The organism is Burkholderia sp. WSM2230, from assembly GCF_000472445.1.
In the GTDB taxonomy this organism is placed as follows: Bacteria; Pseudomonadota; Gammaproteobacteria; order Burkholderiales; family Burkholderiaceae; genus Paraburkholderia.
This window is the reverse complement of record NZ_AXAJ01000003.1, coordinates 185236-204973: the sequence shown is the minus strand read 5'-3', so window position 1 is coordinate 204973 and position 19738 is coordinate 185236. Positions and strand designations below refer to the sequence as shown.

14 protein-coding genes and 1 pseudogene are annotated in these 19738 nt (G+C 66.4%); 7 read left to right on the top strand and 8 right to left on the bottom strand.

The features are described from left to right. Positions 1-211: 211 nt before the first annotated feature. Positions 212-1438: a pyridoxal phosphate-dependent aminotransferase gene (locus tag A3AC_RS0109300; RefSeq protein WP_025598517.1), complete on the bottom strand. Its 1227-nt coding sequence runs from the start codon at positions 1436-1438 to the stop codon at positions 212-214. 203 nt (positions 1439-1641) lie between these two features. Continuing rightward, on the bottom strand, positions 1642-2544 hold the full coding sequence (locus A3AC_RS0109295) for a LysR family transcriptional regulator (protein ID WP_025598516.1): 903 nt from the start codon (positions 2542-2544) through the stop codon (positions 1642-1644). A gap of 407 nt (positions 2545-2951) precedes the next feature. Here A3AC_RS0109295 and A3AC_RS0109290 point away from each other — a divergent pair. Both A3AC_RS0109290 and A3AC_RS0109285 read left to right on the top strand, forming a co-directional pair. Then, positions 2952-3347: pseudogene (locus tag A3AC_RS0109290) on the top strand (transposase); the annotation flags it as partial. A 306-nt stretch (positions 3348-3653) separates the two neighbouring features. Next, the gene (locus A3AC_RS0109285; RefSeq protein ID WP_025598515.1) at positions 3654-3908 is read left to right on the top strand and encodes a hypothetical protein; all 255 of its coding nucleotides are present in this window, start codon (positions 3654-3656) and stop codon (positions 3906-3908) included. Between the two features lie 284 nt (positions 3909-4192). Here A3AC_RS0109285 and A3AC_RS0109280 read toward each other — a convergent pair whose 3' ends face one another. Next, a complete protein-coding gene (locus A3AC_RS0109280) occupies positions 4193-4516 on the bottom strand; it encodes a hypothetical protein (RefSeq protein WP_025598514.1) in 324 nt (107 codons plus the stop codon). Positions 4517-4783: 267 nt separating this feature from the next. On the opposite strand from A3AC_RS0109280, the gene A3AC_RS0109275 reads away from it, so the two are divergent. From A3AC_RS0109275 to A3AC_RS0109265, 3 genes are all read left to right on the top strand, one after another. Continuing rightward, entirely contained in the window at positions 4784-5503 is a 720-nt protein-coding gene (locus A3AC_RS0109275) for a YdcF family protein (RefSeq protein WP_198017980.1), read from the top strand. Between the two features lie 258 nt (positions 5504-5761). Beyond that, positions 5762-6007: a hypothetical protein gene (locus tag A3AC_RS0109270; protein WP_025598512.1), complete on the top strand. Its 246-nt coding sequence runs from the start codon at positions 5762-5764 to the stop codon at positions 6005-6007. 234 nt (positions 6008-6241) lie between these two features. After that, positions 6242-6499, top strand: a complete 258-nt coding sequence (locus A3AC_RS0109265; RefSeq protein ID WP_013339576.1) for a hypothetical protein — start codon at positions 6242-6244, stop codon at positions 6497-6499. A 172-nt stretch (positions 6500-6671) separates the two neighbouring features. Here the strand turns inward: A3AC_RS0109265 and A3AC_RS0109260 are convergent, their stop codons facing one another. After that, positions 6672-6962 (bottom strand): putative quinol monooxygenase, encoded by a 291-nt coding sequence (locus A3AC_RS0109260; protein WP_025598511.1) that lies wholly within the window; start codon positions 6960-6962, stop codon positions 6672-6674. Positions 6963-7512: 550 nt separating this feature from the next. On the opposite strand from A3AC_RS0109260, the gene A3AC_RS0109255 reads away from it, so the two are divergent. Next, positions 7513-8847 carry an EAL domain-containing protein gene (locus tag A3AC_RS0109255; protein WP_232231918.1) on the top strand — a complete coding sequence of 445 codons (1335 nt, stop codon included), beginning with the start codon at positions 7513-7515 and terminating at the stop codon, positions 8845-8847. On the opposite strand, the gene arfB is transcribed toward A3AC_RS0109255, so the two are convergent. After that, positions 8844-9248, bottom strand: coding sequence for an alternative ribosome rescue aminoacyl-tRNA hydrolase ArfB (gene arfB, locus A3AC_RS0109250; protein WP_025598509.1), 405 nt, complete (start codon positions 9246-9248; stop codon positions 8844-8846). The two genes, A3AC_RS0109255 and arfB, sit on opposite strands and share 4 nt — an antisense overlap. A gap of 129 nt (positions 9249-9377) precedes the next feature. Here arfB and A3AC_RS0109245 point away from each other — a divergent pair, with 129 nt between their 5' ends. Next, on the top strand, positions 9378-10019 hold the full coding sequence (locus tag A3AC_RS0109245; protein WP_025598508.1) for a VC0807 family protein: 642 nt from the start codon (positions 9378-9380) through the stop codon (positions 10017-10019). 195 nt (positions 10020-10214) lie between these two features. Here A3AC_RS0109245 and A3AC_RS0109240 read toward each other — a convergent pair whose 3' ends face one another. The 3 genes from A3AC_RS0109240 to recC are packed head-to-tail and all read right to left on the bottom strand — an operon-like array spanning position 10215 to position 19707. Further along, positions 10215-12638 carry an AAA family ATPase gene (locus tag A3AC_RS0109240; RefSeq protein ID WP_025598507.1) on the bottom strand — a complete coding sequence of 808 codons (2424 nt, stop codon included), beginning with the start codon at positions 12636-12638 and terminating at the stop codon, positions 10215-10217. Continuing rightward, positions 12635-16333 carry an exodeoxyribonuclease V subunit beta gene (gene recB / locus A3AC_RS0109235; protein ID WP_025598506.1) on the bottom strand — a complete coding sequence of 1233 codons (3699 nt, stop codon included), beginning with the start codon at positions 16331-16333 and terminating at the stop codon, positions 12635-12637. The genes A3AC_RS0109240 and recB overlap by 4 nt, the downstream gene beginning before the upstream one ends. Then, the gene (recC, locus tag A3AC_RS0109230) at positions 16330-19707 is read right to left on the bottom strand and encodes an exodeoxyribonuclease V subunit gamma (protein ID WP_025598505.1); all 3378 of its coding nucleotides are present in this window, start codon (positions 19705-19707) and stop codon (positions 16330-16332) included. The genes recB and recC overlap by 4 nt, the downstream gene beginning before the upstream one ends. Positions 19708-19738 lie beyond the last annotated feature (31 nt).

Genomic DNA, 19738 nt, shown 5'->3' with positions numbered 1-19738 from the left:
CAGCCGGACGGAGCAGCGATATTCCGGACAGGAATCGCGTGACTGAGCGCCATATTACGCAAAAACATCCGGTGCGTAAAGCGAGGCGCCGGACAACATGCCAGGCGCATTGCCGCAACAGTTGGCCCGGCGCGCGCTGCAAAGACACCAGTGCATCTGTCAAACGCGCGCGGGCGCCGGCGCGGTTCCCGCCCGTCCTTCGTGCGTCGCGCTAGCGGCCGCCATGCTGTGCGAGGAACCGCTTCAGGCGCTCCACGCCGGCGTCCAGGCGCGCGATGTCGCACGCGTAACACCAGCGCAAAAAGCCCTCGCCCTCTGGACCGAACGCGCTGCCGGGTGCGACGCCCAGGCCGACCTCGCGCACCATCGCCTTGCACAGTTCGAGGCTGCGCGACGCGCCCTCCATCGAAAAAAACAGATACATCGCGCCCTGGGGCGCCTTCACGTCGACGCCCGGCACCGCAGACAACGTCCGCACCAGATGGTCGCGGGACGCCTTCAGGTCGCGCACCAGTTCCTGCGTGAAGGGCTCGCCCTCCCGGACGGCGGCAATCCCCGCCTGCTGCACGAAGGCCGGCGCGCACGAAGTGTTGTACTCGACCAGCTTGCCCAGGTCATCCATCAGGCGCTCCGGCGCGACGATCCAACCGAGGCGCCAGCCGGTCATCAGCCACGCTTTGGAAAACGAGTTCACGCAGATGACCCGTTCGTCACGCGAGGCCAGGTCGAGAAACGACGGCGCAGTGCGGCTGGGCGCCCCGCCGTCGTTGGCGGGCGTTTGGTCGGGGTAGTAGAGGCGCTCATAGACTTCGTCAGCGACGATCCAGATGCCGTGCCGCCGGCAATGCGCGAGCACCGCGGTCTGCTGCTCGCGGTTCATCACCCAGCCGGTCGGATTATTCGGCGAATTGACGAGCAGCATCTTCGTGTCGGGCGTGAGCGCGGCCAGCAAGCACTCGACATTCAGTTGCCAACCCTGTCCGCCGTAGTCGAGTGAGACGGTTTGCACATGCGCGCCGAGAATTTTCGGAATCTCGACGAGATTCGGCCACAGCGGCGTGACGGCCACCACCCGGTCGCCCGCTCCCACCACGAGTTGCGCCGCGAGCATCAGCGCGTTGACGCCCGCGCTCGTCACCGCGATATGGTCCGGGGACGTGGCGCCGTGCAGTCCGCTCACATAATCGGCGAGCGCCGCCCGCAATGGCGCAACGCCCAGGTTGTGCGTGTAGAACGTCGCGCCCGCCTGTAGCGCGGCGCTCGCGGCGTCGCGAATGAAGGCCGGCGTCACGCGGTCCGATTCGCCGAACCAGAACGGCAGCACGTCCGCGACGCCGAAGCCGGCGTTGGCCACCTCGCGAATCTGCGACGGACGCAGCGCGCGCACCGCGTCGCGCGCGTTGGGGATGGAGGGCACGGAAAGTTCCGGTTCGCTCATCAAGGCTTCCAGGTGAAATGTTTGAGGTCAGGCTGGTGCGCTGCAACCGGGCACAGGCCGTCAGCAAGCGCAGCGGGAAGTTTAGCCCAGCGTCGGAGGAGGAAACGTCGAGCCGCGCAAGCGGCGATGACCGGCGAGGCGTCGGCTGCGTTGGATCGATACTCGCTTGCTTGCCACCGGTTCGCAGCCGCGCCATCACCCACTCACAGCAGATCTTCCGCCCGCGCCGGCAATTCCCGGATCAGGTCCCACACCGCCTCTGCCGCCGGCGACAGCGAGCGGTCACGCCGCCGCACCAGTTCGACCGTGCGTTCGGCGCGCGGCACCAGCGGTCGCGCGGCCAGCGCGGCGCCGGCCGGCAACGGCAAGGCGAGCCACGGCAGCACGCTCACGCCGATGCCCGCCTCGACGAGGCCGAAGACGGTCGCCGAATGCCCGAGCTCCTGCACCACCGTGGCGTTGACGCCGTGTTCGTGCATCACGGCGTCAATGATCGGCCGGCTGCCCGACGCGTAATCGAGCATCACCAGTTGCTCGCCTTCCAGGTCGGCCCAGCCGACCTCGGTGCGTCCAGCGAGCGCATGATCGCTGCGCGACACGAGGCAGAACGAGTCGGTCATCAGCGATTCGCTCAACAGATCATCGCTGGCGAACGGTCCGATGATCACACCGAAATCCACCTCACCGGATCTCACCTTGCGCACCACGTCGCTCTGCACGTCGTCGCGCAGCCCGAGCGTGACGTGCGGAAAGCGCTCCCCGCACGACGCCAGCACGCGCGGCATCAGCCGGCACGCGACCGTCGGACTTGCGGCCACCATCACCCGTCCGCGGCGCTGTTCGCCGATCTCGCGAATCTCGCGCAAGGCGTCGTCCAGATCGCCCAGGAGACGCGACACGCTGGAGACCAGATTGCCGCCGACGTCCGTCAGTTGCACCTCGCGCGTCGTGCGGTCGATCAGCTTGAGGCCGATCTCGCCTTCCAGTTCGCGCACGCAACGGCTCACCGCCGATTGCGTCAGCCCGACTTGCTCGCCCGCGCGGCTGAAGCTCTGCTGGCGCGCGACCTCGATAAAAACCCTTAGCTGGCGCAATGTCACGTTCATTTACAGCACTCATCAATAGCTTGTTTTGATGCGCATTGTACGCGGGGATAAACGAGCTCAGCCGCTTTCGATGCACTCGCTGCAATGCAGCAAGAAGGCGCAAACGCACGCCGCGCGGGCCTGACTGCACAAGATTGGTGATTGTCCCGATTTGCGAGATAGGTTTTTTGGATTCTCATACGGCCCTAGCTAGCGCCCGCGCTGGCCCGCTGCGACGGGGCTTCGAGGCGGTCGGATTCAACTTGGCACACATCCTGCATTGAGACGCTCACAGGGTCGGCGCCATGACTTCTGACTGCAATCAGACCGTGGCAAACCCGACCCCCTTGGCACTCGCCTATCGAGTGCGTGGAGAGTGCGCGGCGCGGGGCAGCGCACCGGAGTTAGCTTCGCTGAGGTGAAACATGATGCTGTTCGACGATTTGAGAGACAACGAGTGGGCGCTGGTCGAGGCGTTGTTCTGTGCGGAGCCAGCACGGAGCGAGCGTCGCGGTCGGCCGCGCGTGGAAGCGCGTGCGGTCGTCAACGCCGTGCTGTGGGTGCTGTCGACAGGCGAAGGCTGGTCCAAGCTGCCGGGCCGCTATCCGTCGCCGCCGACCTGCCGCCGCCGTTTCGACGAGTGGCAAGCCGACGGCACGCTCGCGGAAATTGTGAAGCGACTCGGCACGAGCGGCCGCGAAATTTCGCTGCGCGGGCGTATTGGCGCGACCGCCGCAAAACCGCCGGCACCGCCGAGCCGTGACCGTCTGCGCGGCGCGTTCTGGACCAATCCGGAATCGTGGCGTGCGCCGGTCAAGATGGCCTGAGTAGCATCGTGTTTCTCCGGGCGCCTGCGGGCGCCCGGCGCTTATCTGGACCCGCCCGGCGCCCGCCCGGCGGTGTTTCTTCCGACGGTGGATGGTTTTCGCGAGAGCCGTGACGGGCTCGCGTGGGACAGCCGGTCCTGAGTGCTTTCCCTCACTGGCGCTGCCTGAGACGCTCCTCGCGCCCGTGAGTTGCGGGTGAAACATCCATTTACTATTACTTACAGCGTGCTTTCGCGCCCGCGCATACCTTATACGTATGCAAACAGGCCTGATGTGTCCGGGGGGCTTGGACGGGAGCTCAGCATGAAACCAATGTCACTGCTTCTGTGCGGCATTGTGCTTTCATCAATGGCCGCACCGGCGCTTGCGCAGCAGCGTCCCCAAGGCTGGAACTGGCGGCCCGATCGCACGGCCTCGGTCGAAGCATGGCAGCAAAGCGCACAGCGCGGTCGCGACTTTACGCCGCCCGCGCCGCGTGGCGATTTGCGCGGTGACATTGCCAGCAATGTGCGCACGCGGCCTGAAACGCCGCATGACGATCCGTCGCGGCGCCGTTAAGCGCTATAAGCTGCTGTTCCGATAGCATATGCTCAGTGCCCTCGGCCCTCAGTCCTCGTTTCCGCGCCGGCACGAATTCGCAAAAAGACAAAGCAAATCTCCGGGAACCACCGCTCCCCGCATCGGTCTGACTTAACGCCATTAGCACAGCGTGGCAGCAGTAATTCCGGTACGCCCGTATCCTCGTGACACGGGCTTTTTTTCGCCCGTTTCGGCAGACAAGGCCCGCAGGCCTTGTGCGAACTGCAGGCGGGATTGGTGCCGATCAGCGAAACGCGGCGCCGCTAGGTGCGCGCTTCGAACGATGCGTCGGAGTGTGTCTCGGCCGCTACGAGGACATAGTCGCACATGCGCTGCGCGGTCCACGTAAGGAGGCCTTCGTCGTGTGAGAGCCGCGCGAACTCCGCACGGCCGCGGTCGGTCAGCACGGCTATGTCGACAGGGGCATGAAAGCCCGGCGCCGGCGCGACGGTACGTTGTCGAACGGTGTCCATCAGGCCGAGCGCGCGAAGATATTGAAAAACGCCGGGGCGTCTCGCCCATGGCACCTGACGATATTGCGCCCGCCGCAGCGCTTCGAGTACCGCTTCGTTGGAATACGTGGTCATCTCACTTCTTTCTTAAAGTGCAGCTATGACACATCTGATGCCAACACGTCACCGCGCCACTAGCGACGCGCCTGGCACCCGCCCGTGGCTGGAAGCTGGCCGTGAGCATACGGCCGAATTCCACCAGGTGCTGCCTGGTCTAATGTTTCGGGACCCCCGTAAGAACGGCATGTTAGCGTTCTGCCTGCGAGCCGACGATGCAACCGCTGCGGCGCGATAGCAGGCTCGAAGATTTAATCCCGAAAGACATACGTTACCCCATCTAAATTGATTCTATTCACTTTATTGGCGCTTTTTTTTGCAGCAATCGTGATATGCAAGCGCGCTCGACGGCCTCTCCTCTACTGCACAATCGCCCTTTTCTGGCTGCTTTCGGCCGGCTGGCTCACCGCCCCGCTATTGAGCCTTGCCCAGCCACAGGCGCAAACCAGTGCGCCGACCAGGTTCGCACCGCGCACGGCAATCATCCTGCTCGGCGGCGGCACCGTGTACAACCGCGACAGAGTGCTCGTGCCGCCGCGCGAGGTGCTCGCGCGCATTGCAGTCAGCGCGCAAAACTACGCAGCATGCAAGCGTAGCGCGACGGTATGCAGCGTGATTGTCAGCGGCGGTAATCCGCAGCGTCACCCCGCGACTGAAGCCGACACCTATCTGCCGTACCTGCTGCGCGCACAGGTGCCGCGCTCGGACATCGTGCTGGAAAACCAGAGTCTCACCACGTACGAGAACGCGCGCAACGTGTCTGCTATTGTCGGCCAGTCACGTTACGATTCCTTGATACTGGTCACATCCGCGTATCACATGCCGCGCGCATTGCTCGATTTCCGCCATTTCGGCCTCGAGCCGCAGCCGCTGATCTCCGGAGCACGCCGCGCGCGCCTCGGCATATTGCCGCGTTATTCGAACCTGGCGAACGCGGAAATCGCGTTGCATGAACTGATCGGCATCGCGCAATACCATGTGTATAGCGCCATCGGGCTGTTCTGAAACGAGACGAGCGGGCGGCGGTCGATTTGCTTAGCCATGCGAATGAATCTGACGGACAAAAGTGCCCGCCTTGCACGCCTGTGCGCAGCTTCGCGCGCATCTCTAAGCGCCGCGCATAGGCTATTCGTAACAGGATGTAAGCAATTGCACGCGCCGTTACAAACCATCTGCTGGAGCGGATATTGCTGGCTAGAATGCGGTGTCTTTCCGAATGGACAGACAAGTACTCGGGTCCACAACCACTCTGCGGAGGTAGCAATGAAGAAAGTGTCCCTCGCGATTCTGATCTCTCTGGGTGCCGTGACCGGCGCAGCGTTTGCGCAGGAAAGCGGCGTCACCATGAGTACCGACCCTGCGCGAGCCGCCGACGTCGAGCAACGCGCGCAAGATTTGCAAAACCGCCAGCAAACCATGGAAACCGCACCTGCCGAGCCGATGAAGCATCACAAAGGCTCGCCGCGTCATCACAAGAAGGGTGCGAAGGCCGACGCCTCGAGTTCGTAAGCGCACGCAGTCCGGGCCGTGCCGGCAGAGCGCCCGGTCGAGCGTTTGCCGCGCCCCGCCTCAACGCCCCGGCATCGCCATGCAGGGGAAAAGCCGAAGCCGGTAGCGCCGGTTCCGGCTTTTTTATTGTCCAATGGAGCGGCCGGCGCGCGTTGCCCGGTATGCTAAAGTCGCGCACCGGCCGGCACCCCGCCGGAACCCCTAACCCGTGCGCACCCTGGTGCGGAGGAAAGCATGAGCAACATCCAGCTAGATATCGAATGGACCGAAGCAGCATCCCGCAAAATCGAAAAACTGATGCCGCGCGGCGGTCAGGAAGCGTTTCTTGCGCTGCCGCCCGTCGAATGCCTGCCGATGGAAGGCGACGTGCTGTTTCTCGGGCCCGACGGCAAGCAGCAGCCGTTCATCGTCGCGGAGCGCCAGTATCATCACGATGGCGACGCTGACTGGACCATCATTCTGATTCTGGACGTACCACAAGCCGCACATTGACGCCGGCGGCCGCAGCGCCCCGTGGCGCGAGCGACGAGCGACGAGCGGCGCGCCCGCGCCAATCACGCTAGCACGCGGCTAGCGCCGCCCAAATCGCGCTAGCCAGGCGCCGCCCTCGTCGCACCGGAACGCGCCCAACGCCGAGGCGCCTTCCAGGGCGCCCGCGAAAGTCCTACAGAATTTTCGACACGACCCGAATCTCCGCGTGTTCGACCCAATCTGCCACCGCCTGCTTATACGCCGTGATGTGGGCGGATTTCGCGTGAGCCGCCAGCGCCCCGTGACTGGTCCAGCGCTCGAAGAACACGAACCGGCGCGGCTCCTGCACGTCGCGGTGCAGATCGTACTGAAGCGCGCCCTGCTCGTTGCGCGTCGGCCCGACAATGCCTTCGAGCGCCTCGCGCAACTGCTCCTCGCAGCCTGGTTTTGCTACTGAAATTGCGACCACCGCGATTTCCGCCATCCTTCCTCTCCGTTTTGCGAAAAGCAGCAGCATACCCACTGCCCGCCGATCCTGCAGGCACGCGCGCGCCCGCCGTGGCGCCCGGTGCCGCGCCCCTCAGGCAGACGCGGCTAACGTCTGAGCACCGTCGCCGCCTGGAGTTTGGCGGGCATTCACGAGCCGCCCTGATACGCTCGGCTCATGCAAGCTTACAGATACCCCGATGGCGACCTGTCGCGATCGGCGCGGATCGATTCAAGCGGGCATCGCAGCAAGCGCCGGCGAGTCCAACGCGAGACGGCACGCTGCGTCATCTGCCCGCCGCAACGCAGTTTCATGCGTGGCACCGCGGCTCCGCGCCTCTGTGACAACCCGCACATTCATGCAAATCGCAAGCTGCTAGACTCACTTTGACCACTCCGCCGGAGTCCCGCATGGCTGGCACCGCTCTCCGCGTTCCAGGGTTCGATCCGGTTCGCCGTGCGGGCGGTCCGGTTGAGTATTCCGTTGCGCATCCGCCGTGCGCCGAAGTCGCGTGCGCGCCCCGTCACCCGATTGCCGCGATGCCGCCATGTCCGCTCTCATGCCTGCCTTTATGCCATCCGTCAGCGAACTGAGTCTGAGCGGCCTGCTGCCGCACCTCGTCCGGGACGAGTCCGGCTGGAGCGCGACGTGGCGTGCGCTCACGCTGCACAGCGTGTTTCAGCCGGTGCTTTCGGTCACGCATCAGTGCGTGGTGGGTTACGAGGCACTGCTGCGCGCGTTCGATCCGGTCGGTTTGCCGGTCTCGCCCGAAGTGCTGTTCTCCGGCACACGCTCGGCTGCGGACGCCCGCGAGCTCGACCGCATCGCACGTTGCCTGCACGTCGCGAACTTCATGGAGCAAGGCATTGCCAGCGGCTGGCTCTTTCTGAACACGCGACCACAGGTGTTCGAAACCGGCTGGCCGCAACGGACTTTCATCGACGAGCTTTCCGCGCATTTCGGCTTGCCGCAGGAGCGCATCGTGATCGAGGTGCTGGAGCAGCCCGCCGACGACGAGTCCGCCGTCGCGAGCATGCTGGCCGCGTCGCAGCCGCGGGACTTCCTGATTGCGATCGACGACTTTGGCACCGGCTTCTCGAATTTCGACCGCGTGTGGCGCTTCCGTCCGGATATCGTCAAGCTCGACCGGTCGCTCGTCGCGCGCGCCGGCAAGCGCGAAGGCGACGATTCGATGATCGGCCACCTGATCGCCATGCTGCATCAGTCGGGCACGCTGGTGCTCGCCGAAGGCGTCGAAACGGATGAAGAACTGATGATCCTGATGCAGGCCGACGTCGATTTCGTTCAGGGGTTCTGGCTCGGCCAGCCGAACGGTTCGATCGAGGCGGCGATTGCGAGCGTGCCCGCCCAGATCGAGTCGATGTGGGGCAAGTTCGCCGACTACGAGCTTGCGCACGCGCGCCACAAGCAGCTCGGATTCGAAGGCTTCGCCGAAGCGGTCGCGGCCGCCGCGCACGCATATCAGGTGACAGGCGATCTGGAGCAGGCGGCGCAAAAAGTCTGGCATCTGACGGAAGCACGCCGCGTTTTCATTACCGACGAGCATGGTCAACAGACCCAGGCATCTGTCACGGCCGCCTCGGTGCCGGCGCTTGCGCAGCGGCTCGCGCCGATCACGAGCGCCGCGCGCAGCAACTGGTCACGGCGCGCTTATCTGAAGCACGCGCTAGCCGCACGCGGCCGCGTCGCCATGATGGGCCCGCATTACTCGCTCGCGGATGGCGACGACTGCTACACCGCGGCGCTCGCGTTCGAGCGCGACGGCAACACGCACGTGCTGTGCGTAGACTTCGTGCCCGCCGGGCCGACCCAGCCAGCCGGACCTGGCCACGCAGCGCGCGCCGGTGGACGGCCATGCTAATCGTCGACCCGAGCGCGGCCCGACTTGATCTCACTGCGGCGTGACTTGCCTTCGAGACGCCGCATATTCGATGCGCGCGTCGGCCGCGTCGCAACGCGTGGCTTGCGCGTCACGCTGACGCTTTCCACCAGTTCGTCGAGCCGCGCGAGCGCCGCCGCGCGGTTCAAGTCCTGAGTGCGATGCTCCTGAGCCTTGATGACCACCACGCCTTCGCGCGTAATGCGGCGGTCGGATAACGCCAGCAGACGCATTTTCAGCACGTCCGGCAACGACGAAGCGCGCACGTCGAAGCGCAACTGAATAGCGCTCGATACCTTGTTGACGTTCTGACCTCCAGCGCCTTGCGCGCGCACCGCGGTCAGTTCGACTTCGTTCAGCGGAATGGAATAGCGGGATGTCATGGTGCTGCCAGTGTATATGGCGGTGCGATGGCGCGGCGTGTCGTGGCGCGCGTGAAAAGCGGCATGCGAGTTGATGCGGCGCCGCGCAATCGTCGATACTCGGTTCTTTCTGTTCCGGCGGATATTTTCATGAAGCTTCGTCCCGGTCTGGTGGTCGAAATAGCCGTCAATTTTGTGTTGCCCTGGCTCGCCTATCGGCTGACGCTGCCGCATCTCGGCGAGACGGGCGCGCTGCTTGCCTCTGCCGCGCCGCCGCTCGCGTGGAGCCTCGTCGAACTCGCCCGGTTTCGCCGCGTCGACGCGCTCAGCATGATGGTGGTCGCGGGCATCGTCCTCTCGATTGGCGCGATGGCACTGGGCGGCAGTCCGCGCATGCTGCTGCTGCGGGAGTCGCTCGTGTCGGGAGCGGTTGGCGTCGCCTTCCTGCTGTCGCTCGGACTGCGCCGGCCGCTGATCTTCTACCTTGCGCGCGCGACCGTCGCCCGCGAAATGGAAGGCGGCGCGCAACGCTTTGAAACGCTATGGCGCGAGCGGCCCGCGGTGGCCAGCAGTATGCGGCTGATGACCCTTGTCTGGGGCGTCGGGCTGACCGGCGAGACGGCGCTGCGCGCCTGGCTGGCACTCGATTGGCCGATCGAGCGGTTTCTCGCGGTATCGCCTTTTATCGGCTACGGCATTTATGGAGCGATGGCGCTCTGGACGCTGCGCTATCGACAGACCGTGCGTAGCCGCGCAGAGGCGCCGCTGGAGACGGCGCATGGCGCCAACTGACGCGGCGCGCTCGCGACTGGATCGACCTGGAACTTCGGGCCGCCGAAGCCGACTCTGCATCTGACGCATTGCGGCGCTTCGCCTTCGATAAACGCACACACCGCTAGTGACAGCGCGCTGCCTCCGCGATTCTCACAGCCAGACCCGAATCGCGCGGTGCCGCCTGCCCTTCGATACCAATAGCACATCGCACCGCTAGTGGCCGCCCGCCGCCTCCGCGATTCTCGCGGCGAGACCTGAGTCGCGACGGGTCGGCGTCGCGATTGCCTGAGCCAGCACGGCGCGCGCCCCGATAATCTCGACGCGCTCGCGAGCGCGCGTGATCGCCGTGTAAACCAGTTCACGCGACAGCACCCTGCTGAATGCGGGCGGCAGCATCAACACAGCGTGCTCGAATTCCGAGCCTTGCGACTTGTGAACCGTCAGCGCAAACGCGGTGTCGTGCGGCGGCAGAGCGGCCGGTGACACCGCCCGCAAACCGCCGTCGCCGGTGCGGAAATGCACCCGCAGCGCGCCGTCCGCGCCAGGCAACGCAATGCCGATATCGCCATTGAACAGCCCCAACGCATAATCATTGCGCGTGACCATGATGGGCCGCCCGGGGAACCACTGCGCCCCGACCGCGAGCGTGACACCTGCCGCGCGCCGCACTTGCGTCGCCATCAACGCGTTCAATTGATCGACGCCGCGCGCGCCGGAGCGGGTCGCACACAGAACCCGAAAACGATTGAGCGCGTCGAACAGTGGCGATGGGTCCGGCGTGGCTTCAGCCAGCGCGGCGGCCAGCGCATTCGCATACGGCGCGAAACCGGCGGCCAGGCGCTCGACGGTGCGCTCGTGCAGCGTTGCGTGCGTGTCTTCTTGAAGCGAGGCGGCATGCTGTGTCGCGTCGGCGAGCAGCACATCGAGTGCGGCGCTCGCCGCGCCGTTACGGATCGCCAGCGACAAGCGGCCGATCGGCGATTCCAGCCCGAAGCGATAGTTGCGCTCGAGCCAGACGACGCAATCGGCGAGTGGGCTTTGCGGCTGGGGGCTCGGCTGGTCGGTACGCTGGTCGGTCCTCTCACCGGTCCGCCGATGGACTAACGGCACGGGCGGAGCGCTCGCGCTGGCCCTGTCGGTTGTGGCATCCGCGCCGAAGAGGTCGGCTGCGTCATCGGCGCCGAAAAGGCCTGCGTTATGCGGTTCCTCTGAGCCTCCCGCCGGATCGGGTTCGGCGAACAGGTCGTCAGGCGGGCCATTGGAAACATACGGTGCGTGATGGGCTGCGTCGTCGCCTTGCGCGAAGTGCTCCGGCTGTGCGCCGAGGTTATCCGCGGCTTGCGGCAGCGACTGCGTCAGGCGCGCTTCGTCGATCCCCAAAGCCCCGGCAATCCGCTTCACACCCTGCGCGCTGAACGCCGGACGCGCGCTCAACTCGGCGAACACGGCACCGGCTTCCACTGCCGCGAGCTGGTCCTTGTCGCCGAGCATCACGAGCCGCGTGTGCGGCGCGATTGCGTCGAGCAGATGAGCAGCCATCGCGACGTCGATCATCGACGCTTCGTCGATCACGATGACGTCGTAGGGCAACGGATTGTCGCGATGATGCCGGAAACGCCCGCCGGGCCCCGAGCCGAGCAGACGATGCAACGTGTAGGAAGTCTGCGGCAGACGCGCGGCGAGCTCGGGCGGCAGAGCGCCGGCGCGCGCGAGCAACGCTTCCTGCATGCGCTGCGCCGCCTTGCCAGTGGGCGCAGCGAGCGCGATTCGCAGATCGGCACGCGCATCGAGCAGGCACGCCAGCACGCCGACCACCGTGGTCGTCTTGCCTGTGCCTGGACCGCCGCTGACAATGGTGAGCCGTCCGGACAGCGCCATCACGGCGGCCACGCGCTGCCAGTCGACTTCGTCGTCCGCGGGAGGACCGAAGTAGCGTAGCAGGCGCTGGTGGAGGGTTCGTGTGGTGCTGGCGGTGGCGCTCTCTTTGAGACTGGCGCTCGCGCTGCTGTCGGCGTCGGCGTCGGCGTCGGCGTCGGCGTCGGCGTCGGCCTCGGCGTCGGCGTCGGCGTCGGCGTCGGCGTCGGCGTTGGCGTTGGCGTTGGCGTTGGCGTTGGCGTTGGCGTTGGCGTTGGCGTTGGCGTTGGCGTTGGCGTTGGCGTTGCCGCTCCGCCGCATGGCCGCCACATCCGATAAGCCCTGAACCGCACTCGCCCCCGCATGGCCGACCAGCGCCCTCGCAAGACGCCGCTCGTAATCGTAGTAACGGGCGAGATACAAGCGCCCCTGCCCGTCGATCACGAGCGGCCGCAAAACCGCCGTGCCGCGCGTGCCATCGCTCGCCATACCGCTCGCGAACAAAGCCGCGCGCACTTCGGCGGCAGACGCCTCGAAACGTTGCGCAAGCGCCCCAAGCGGCACACACACGTGCCCTTCCGCCGTCGCGCGGCTCGCCGCGAAAGCCGCGCGCGCCGCCCACTTCACTGCCTCGCCTGAGGCCCCGCCGCGTCGCGCCAACGCGCCGATGCGGCGCGCGAAACCTTCCGCGAGCGCAATGCTGAAGTCAGCCGGCGCGGGCAGATTGACGCCGATGTCCTCCAGTTGCAACGATACTCCTGCGCCTTGATCGACCGGGCTCATACGCCGCCTCCGATCATGGCCGCGTCGAGCAATGCCACGAGCTCGAATGCGGGCCGTCTCGCATGCACGCCGGCCGGACCCAAGGCGTCGCGCCATTGCGGACGCACGCCGCGCACGAAAAGATACAGATATCCGCCAATATGCGTCTCGTACGAGTAATCGCGCACGCGGGTCTTCAGGTAGCGATGCAGTGCCACGGTATAAAGCAGCGCCTGCAGGTGATATGCGTGGCTCGCCATCGCCGCTTCGAGCGGCGCGGCGGCGTAATCTTGCGCCGTATCGCCCAGATGGTTCGACTTCCAGTCGACGATCCAGAAACGTCCGTCGTGCTCGACGATCATGTCGATGAATCCTTTGACGAAACCGCGCAGCACCCCCGGCTCCAGCGCGACGTCCGGATAGCCGTGCTCGGCCAGCAACTCGCGCAGCGCGGCGAAATCGAGCGATGGAGCGGCGAACAGAAACTCCAGCTCGTTCAGACGCCGCCGTGGATCGAGTTGCCTGAGCGTCATGCCGGGCACGAGCTCTGTGTCGACCACATCGGCCAGCAGCTTGTGCATCATCGCCGGCAAACGCGGGGCAAGCTCGGGCGACGCCGGCGCGGGGCGCTCGCGCAACGCACCGTGGATCGCGTCCGGCCAGCTCCCTGGATTGCTGAAGTCCGCCAGTTCGAACATTCGATGCAGGCATTCGCCCGCAGCGGCTCCGCGCGGGAAACCGAGAATGTCGTCTGCGGCGAGCGACGAAGTCTGCGCCACAGGCGCCAACACCAGCGGTGGCGTTGCGGCGACAGCATCAGCCAGTTCGTCGTGATCCGGGCGCACTTCCTCGAGCGCCGCCTGACCTTCCTCGGCCTTGCTGCCTGCGGCGATCAGTCCACTAAAGCTCGCCATACGCCACTGATCGCGCAGTGGCCGACGACTGGTCCGGGCGCGTTTCTGCGCGCCGCTTTCCAGCATGCTTTCGAGCGGCGTGCGGCGCTCCACCTTGGGCAGCGGCTGCAATGCGATCGGTCCACCCGCGAGCGCCCGCCAGCGCGCGGACAACCCGGCTTCGTCCGGCGGATCGGCGAGCCAGCCGTCGAAGTCATGCCCACTGCCGGCCACCAGCCAGTTCAACACGCTGCGCCGCGACTCCTTCGTCGAGCGCGACGACAGATAGGTGCCCGCTACCAGATAACAGCGGTACACCGCGCGCGTCAGCGCCACGTACACAAGCCGCGCCCGCTCGGCCGCCTGCTCGCGCGCGGCATGACGCGCCGCGCGCTCCGCCTCTTCGTCGTCGCAGCCGTAGTGCAGGACTGCGTCGCCGCCCGGATCGTGATACTCGCGCGCGTCCGGCAAACCCGACGATGGCGGCTCGCGCAACCCGCCATCGTTGAGGAACGGACAGAACACGACAGCGTATTCGAGACCCTTCGACTTGTGCACGGTGACGATCTGCACGAGGTTGCGGTCGGACTCGAGCCGCAACTGCGCTTCTTCACCGCCGCCCTGGGCACGCTGCGCGGCAAGCCAGCGCAAGGTCGGCGCGATGCCCGGCTGCGTGGCCGCGCGCGCCTGCACCAGCTCGGCGAGATGATTGACATTGGTGAGACGCCGCTCGCCGTCCGGCGCGGCGACGAGCCGTTGCGCGACGCGCAGCTCGCGCATCAGCGTGCGCCACATGACGGCAAAGCCGCGTTCGTGCCAGAGCGTGCGGTAGCGCGAGAACCGCTCGACCCAGCCCATTGCGTCGGCCGCGTGCGCGGGGTCGTTGGCGACAGCGGGCGCGTCGGCAACCTGTTCCAGACGCCAGAGCGCGGCAGCGTCGAGCCCGAGCCAGTCAGTCGCGAGCGCGGCGCGCAAACGGCGCAGGTCGCCGGGCGTATCGACGGCGGCGAGCACGCGCTCGATCTGCTCGGCGTCGGGCGTTGCAAACACGGAGGCCTGCGCCAGCTCCACACTGCCGACACCCCACGCCGCCAACACCCTTTTGATGAGACTGCCCTGCTTGTGCGTTTGCACGAGCACCGCGATATTGCCGGGCGCGAGCGGCGCGTCGCCGATCGCTACCGTGCCTTCCCGCGCGCCGCGCAAGAGCCGCACGATCTCGGCCGCGCACGCTTCGCTCGCTTCGCGTTGAGCCTCGCGCTTGGTCAGTGCATTCTCGCCGGGCGGCAACAGCCAGATGCGGAAATCGCCCTCGCCTGCATCGGGATCGGAGAAAGGCGGCCTGCGCCGCTCGCCGGCACGCACCGGCTGATAGTCGAGCCCATCCAGCACGAAGGCCTGCGGATTCGCCTGGAAGACGCGGTTGCAAGCCTCGACGATTGGCGCCGTCGAGCGCTGATTGACGGCGAGCGTATAGCGCGCCGAGGCCGACTCGCGCGCCGCCAGATAGGTGTGCAGATCGGCCGCGCGAAAACTGTAGATGGCCTGCTTCGGATCGCCCACCAGAAAGAGCGGCCCCGCTGGCGCGAAAATGCGGCTGAAGATCGCGAACTGCAGAGGGTCCGTGTCCTGGAACTCGTCGATCAAGGCCGCGGGATAACGCGTGCGCAATGCCTCGGCCAACCACGGATGCGCGGCAAGAGCCCGATAAAGGTTCGCGAGCAGATCGTCGAATGAAACGACGCGGCGCGTGCGCTTGCGCGCCACCAGTTCAGCGGGCGCGTAGTCGAGCCAGATCTGCATCAGCGCGAGCCAGCGCGCGCGTTGCGCCGCTTCCGCCGCGACGACGGCCGCGGCCAGCGCTTCGGCGTGCTCGAAAAATGCGTGCTCAGGCGGATCGAACTTGACGCGCGTGGCCTTCTTTAGCGCGGAGGCCGTCAGCTTGAGTGCGGCCCGCGGCGGCGGCGCATGGCAGTCGCCTTGTGCGAAGTACTCGGCCCACGCTGCAATCGCGGCGCTCACGTGGTCCGGCTTGTGCGTCGTCTTGCTCAAGCGGTCCTGCGCCTCGGCGAGCAGGCCCACGATCGCATCGCGCTCCGCATGCCACAGCTCGCAGGCCGCATCGAAAGTGCCTTGCGGATCGACGCTTGCCTCGGCGCCGGTGTTTCCCCAGCGCAGTTGGGCCAATGGCTTCTTCAGGCGCCGCGCGAGTTGTTCGTCGAGCGACGCGGGGCCCGCGCGCTTCGCCACCAGCCACGCGGCGAATGCAGGATGCGCATGCGCGACGGGCTCGACCTGCTCGCGCCAGAAATCGGCGGCCATTTCGAAGCGCAACGCGGCGTCGTCGGCTTCCATTTCGAACGCGAATGGCATCGCGGCCGCGAACGGCGCCTCCTGAAGCGCGCGCTGGCAGAACGCGTGGATCGTGTGAATCGCCGCCTGGTCGAAGGTGCGCAGCGCCCGGCGCACGACCTTCAGCGCGGCCTCACGGTCGATGTCGCGCTCGGGCGCAAGCGTCGTCTCGAAGAGCCGGCGGATGAACGGATCGCCGCCGTCGTCGTCCGTTTCGATTGCGCGATGCAGTTCGGCAAGCCGGCCGCGAATGCGCTCGTGCAGCTCGGCAGTCGCGGCCTTGGTAAAAGTCACGACGAGAATCTGATCGGCGTTCAGGTTCTTTTCGAGCAGCAGGCGCACGTAGAGCGCGCAGATGTTCCAGGTCTTGCCGGTTCCCGCCGACGCCTCGATCTGATTGACGCCGTTGAGCGAACACGCGAAGACGTCGAGCTCTTCGGCCACCGACGCATGACGATGCAACGCGCTCATGACGCGCTCCGCAAATGCTGCATCAACGGCTTGAACACGATCGACGCGAGGCTGCCGAACGGTTCGTCGAGTGTGAGCGGCGTGCCTCGCAGCGCAATGCGCAGCGCCGGGTCGTCGGATTCGCCGCGCACGCGGTCGTTGATCCACACGCCCTGTGCCGCCGAGTCGCTCTCGCTCACTTTCGCCCACGCGCTCCTCGGGAAAAAGCGCAGCGGCAGTCTGCGGCCTGCCTTAAAGAGCGCGACGAGCGGCGCCAGTTCGTCGAGCGGCGCTGCGACCGGCGCGAGCTCGAAGCTCTCGCCGCTGCCGTGCCAGACAGTGCGGCGCGGGCCGTCCGGCAGCGCCGCGCAATAGGCCAGATGCGCGAGCCAGGCAGAGAGGTAATCGCGCGCGGCAGGTTTGGCGTAGCGAAAGATCACTTGTCCGGTTTCGGTCAACAGATTCAACGTGCCGTGGAGTTGCAGCGGCGCTTCTGCAGCTTCGCGAAGCGCCTTGTCGTGAGCGCCGAACAGCTCGCCCGCAAGGTCGGCGCGATCCGGCCAGCGCGCCGCGACGTCGAGCACGAACGGCAGCCGCTCGACACCCGAAGCCACCTCGCGGCGCACGCTATCAGCGAGTTGCCGCAACGCGCCCAGTTCGCGCGCGCGCCACACGGCGCCGGTCGCGCCGCCGGGCAATTCGGGACTCGCCTCGGCCACGCGCCGCACCCGGTCGAACGTGAGATCGCCGTCTTCGCTATGCGCATCGAGCAGCACCGGCAGGAGACGCTCGGCCAAGGCATCGCGGCCCGCATAGTCGAGTTCGAATGGCTCGGTGTCGAGCAACTCGGCTTGCGCGTCGGACAACACAATGCCCAAGCGATCACGCAGCAGCGCGCGCGCCGGATGACGCCAGAAGCGCACGAAATCGTCGAACGCGACGGGCGCGGCATCCTCAGGTGGCAATGGCTGGTCGAAGAACGGCGCGGCGCTTTTCTGCTGCGGCGCGGCCAGCAAGGTGGCGAGCTCGGCGCGATCGGCGTCGTACGTGAAAAGCTCGGGCTGCGCGCCGAAGTACTCGGACGCGAACGCCTGCAGCGGGTGATCGACAATGAACGCACGGCGCGCGTGCTCGACTTGCGCGGGACTCGCGCCCTCGCCCGCCGACACCTGCGCCAGATAGTCGAGCAGCTCGTCGACGAGCGCGGCCGGCGGCAACGGCGCATTGTCGCGAATGCTGCGGCCCGTATAAGCGATAAAGAGACGGCTGCGCGCGGCAAGCAGCAGATCGAGAAAGAGATTGCGCTCGTCGTCGCGGCGCTGCCTGTCGCCGGCCTTGCCGAAGGCGGCCATCAGATCGAATTCGTCGGCACGTGCAAGGCTCGGCAACACGCCGTCGTCCATGCCGAGCAGACAGACAATGCGGTACGGCAAGCCGCGCAGACTCGTCAGCGACGAAAAGGTAACGCTGCCCCAAGGCACGCCGCCGCGCGCCGGATCGTCGAGCGCTTCTGCGAGCGCGCCGCGCACGACCGCGGCGGGCATCGTCACCTCGTGCGCGCCGGCGTGCATCGCATCGCCCATCTTGTCGATCGCGTCGCGCACGGCGGCGAGCGACTCGGCGAACTCCACGCCGCCGTCGAAACACTGCGCGAGCGTTTCAAGCAGCAACTGAACCCACTCCGCCGGGGTCTGTTCGTTCGCGCAACGCGTGGCAAAGCTGTCGATATCATCAACGAAACGCGACAGGCGGCCGAGCAGTTCGGCGCCCGAGCCGTCAGCGCCCTCCACCGGCAGCCACGCGTCCACCGGCTCGCCGCCTTCGGGCATCGCATAGCCCAGGTATAAGCGGGTCAGCGCATCGGCGAACGTGTGACGCGCCACCGGCACGTGCTCGCCGCTCGGCTCTTCAGGCGACAGCCCGCGCCGCGCGCCGGCCGCCGCGAGCCATTCCTGCGCCGCTTCGAGCGAACCGGCGTCGATACCGTAACGCACCGCAACCGCGTCAACGCGCAGCCATTCGATCAGATCCGGCGCGCCGACGCTGCGCTCGGGCAACGCGAGCCAGTCGAGCAGGAGACGTGCGACCGGATTGGCCTGCGAAGGCGGCAAGCCGGTAATCCGATACGGAATGCGGCGCGTGTCGCCGGCTGGCGTCGTGCCGAATACCGCGTCGATCAGCGGGCCCGCGGCGGCGAGATCGGACACGGCAACCAGCACGTCGGACGGCTGCAGATCGTCCAATTCGTCGAACCAGCCAAGCAGCCGATCGTGCAGCACTTCAAGCTGCCGTGAGAGGCTATGACACACATGAACTTCAATGCCGTGCTCATACGGCGATTCATCTCTCCCGGTTTCCGAACGCAGATCCAGAATGCTGTTCTGCACGGCGCCGAGCCAGCTCGGCTCCGGATTCTCCGTGAACTCACCCGTTTCGCGCGAGGCCGCGCTTTCGGTTAGCTCATGCAGCATATGCAACTGCGCCTGGGTTTGACGGCCCCATTCCGCAAGCAGCGGATGACCCACTTCCTGATAGTCGAGCTGACCGGCCGCGTCGAGCGCCTCCTTGCGGCCTTCGCTCACCACGTCGAACCAGAATTCGCGGCACGGGTTCATCACATACAGTCGCACGTCGACCCAACGCGACAATGCACGCAGCAAGGCAACGTGCAACGGCGGCATGGTGGGCAGCGCGAACACGCTCACGGCTTCCGGCCAATTCGCTTTTGCAATTGCGTCGAGGTCGAGCCTGGCGACTTCGTCGAGAAAACGGTAGGCAGGCGGCAGCGCGGTCTCGGGCGTTCGTGCGTCGCCAGCGAGTTCGGCGAGCACGGCGCGCCACAGCGCCGCCTGCCAACGTTCGTCCTCGCGCGCGGCCTCGCTTGCGCCGACGAGGCGCGGGCCTGTGTCGTCCGCAGCGCCGCTCGCGAAAATGGAACCGCCCTTTTGCCATTGCAGCAGCCATTCCGGGCGATAGGTCAGATAGTGGTCGAGCACGGTTGCCACGCGTCGCGCGAGTTCATAGCGCATCGACGGATCGGCCGCATCCAGATAGGTACGAAGACGCGGCGACGCATTCCACGGCAATGCCGGGTCTTCGCTGCCTAGCAGGCGATAACAACGCCACACGAGCCGATCCGGCGCGAACGGCGAATGCCGCGGCACCTCGATCACGCCGCCGATTTGCGCCCACAGCCATTGCGCGAGATAGCCGAAGCTGACGTTCGCGCAGACGCCCAGGCGCGCGGCAATGTCCAGCTCGAGCCGCCGCCGCACGGCGGCGCTCGGGACGATCACGGGCTGCGCGGTCCATGGGTCGGACGGCGCTTGCGCGAGGTCGTCGAGCAGCGCGCCGACAAGCGTTTCATAGCGGTTCGAGTAGAAGATCTGAAGCATGGGTTCCGGCAAGGCGGTGTGGCTTTGCCGC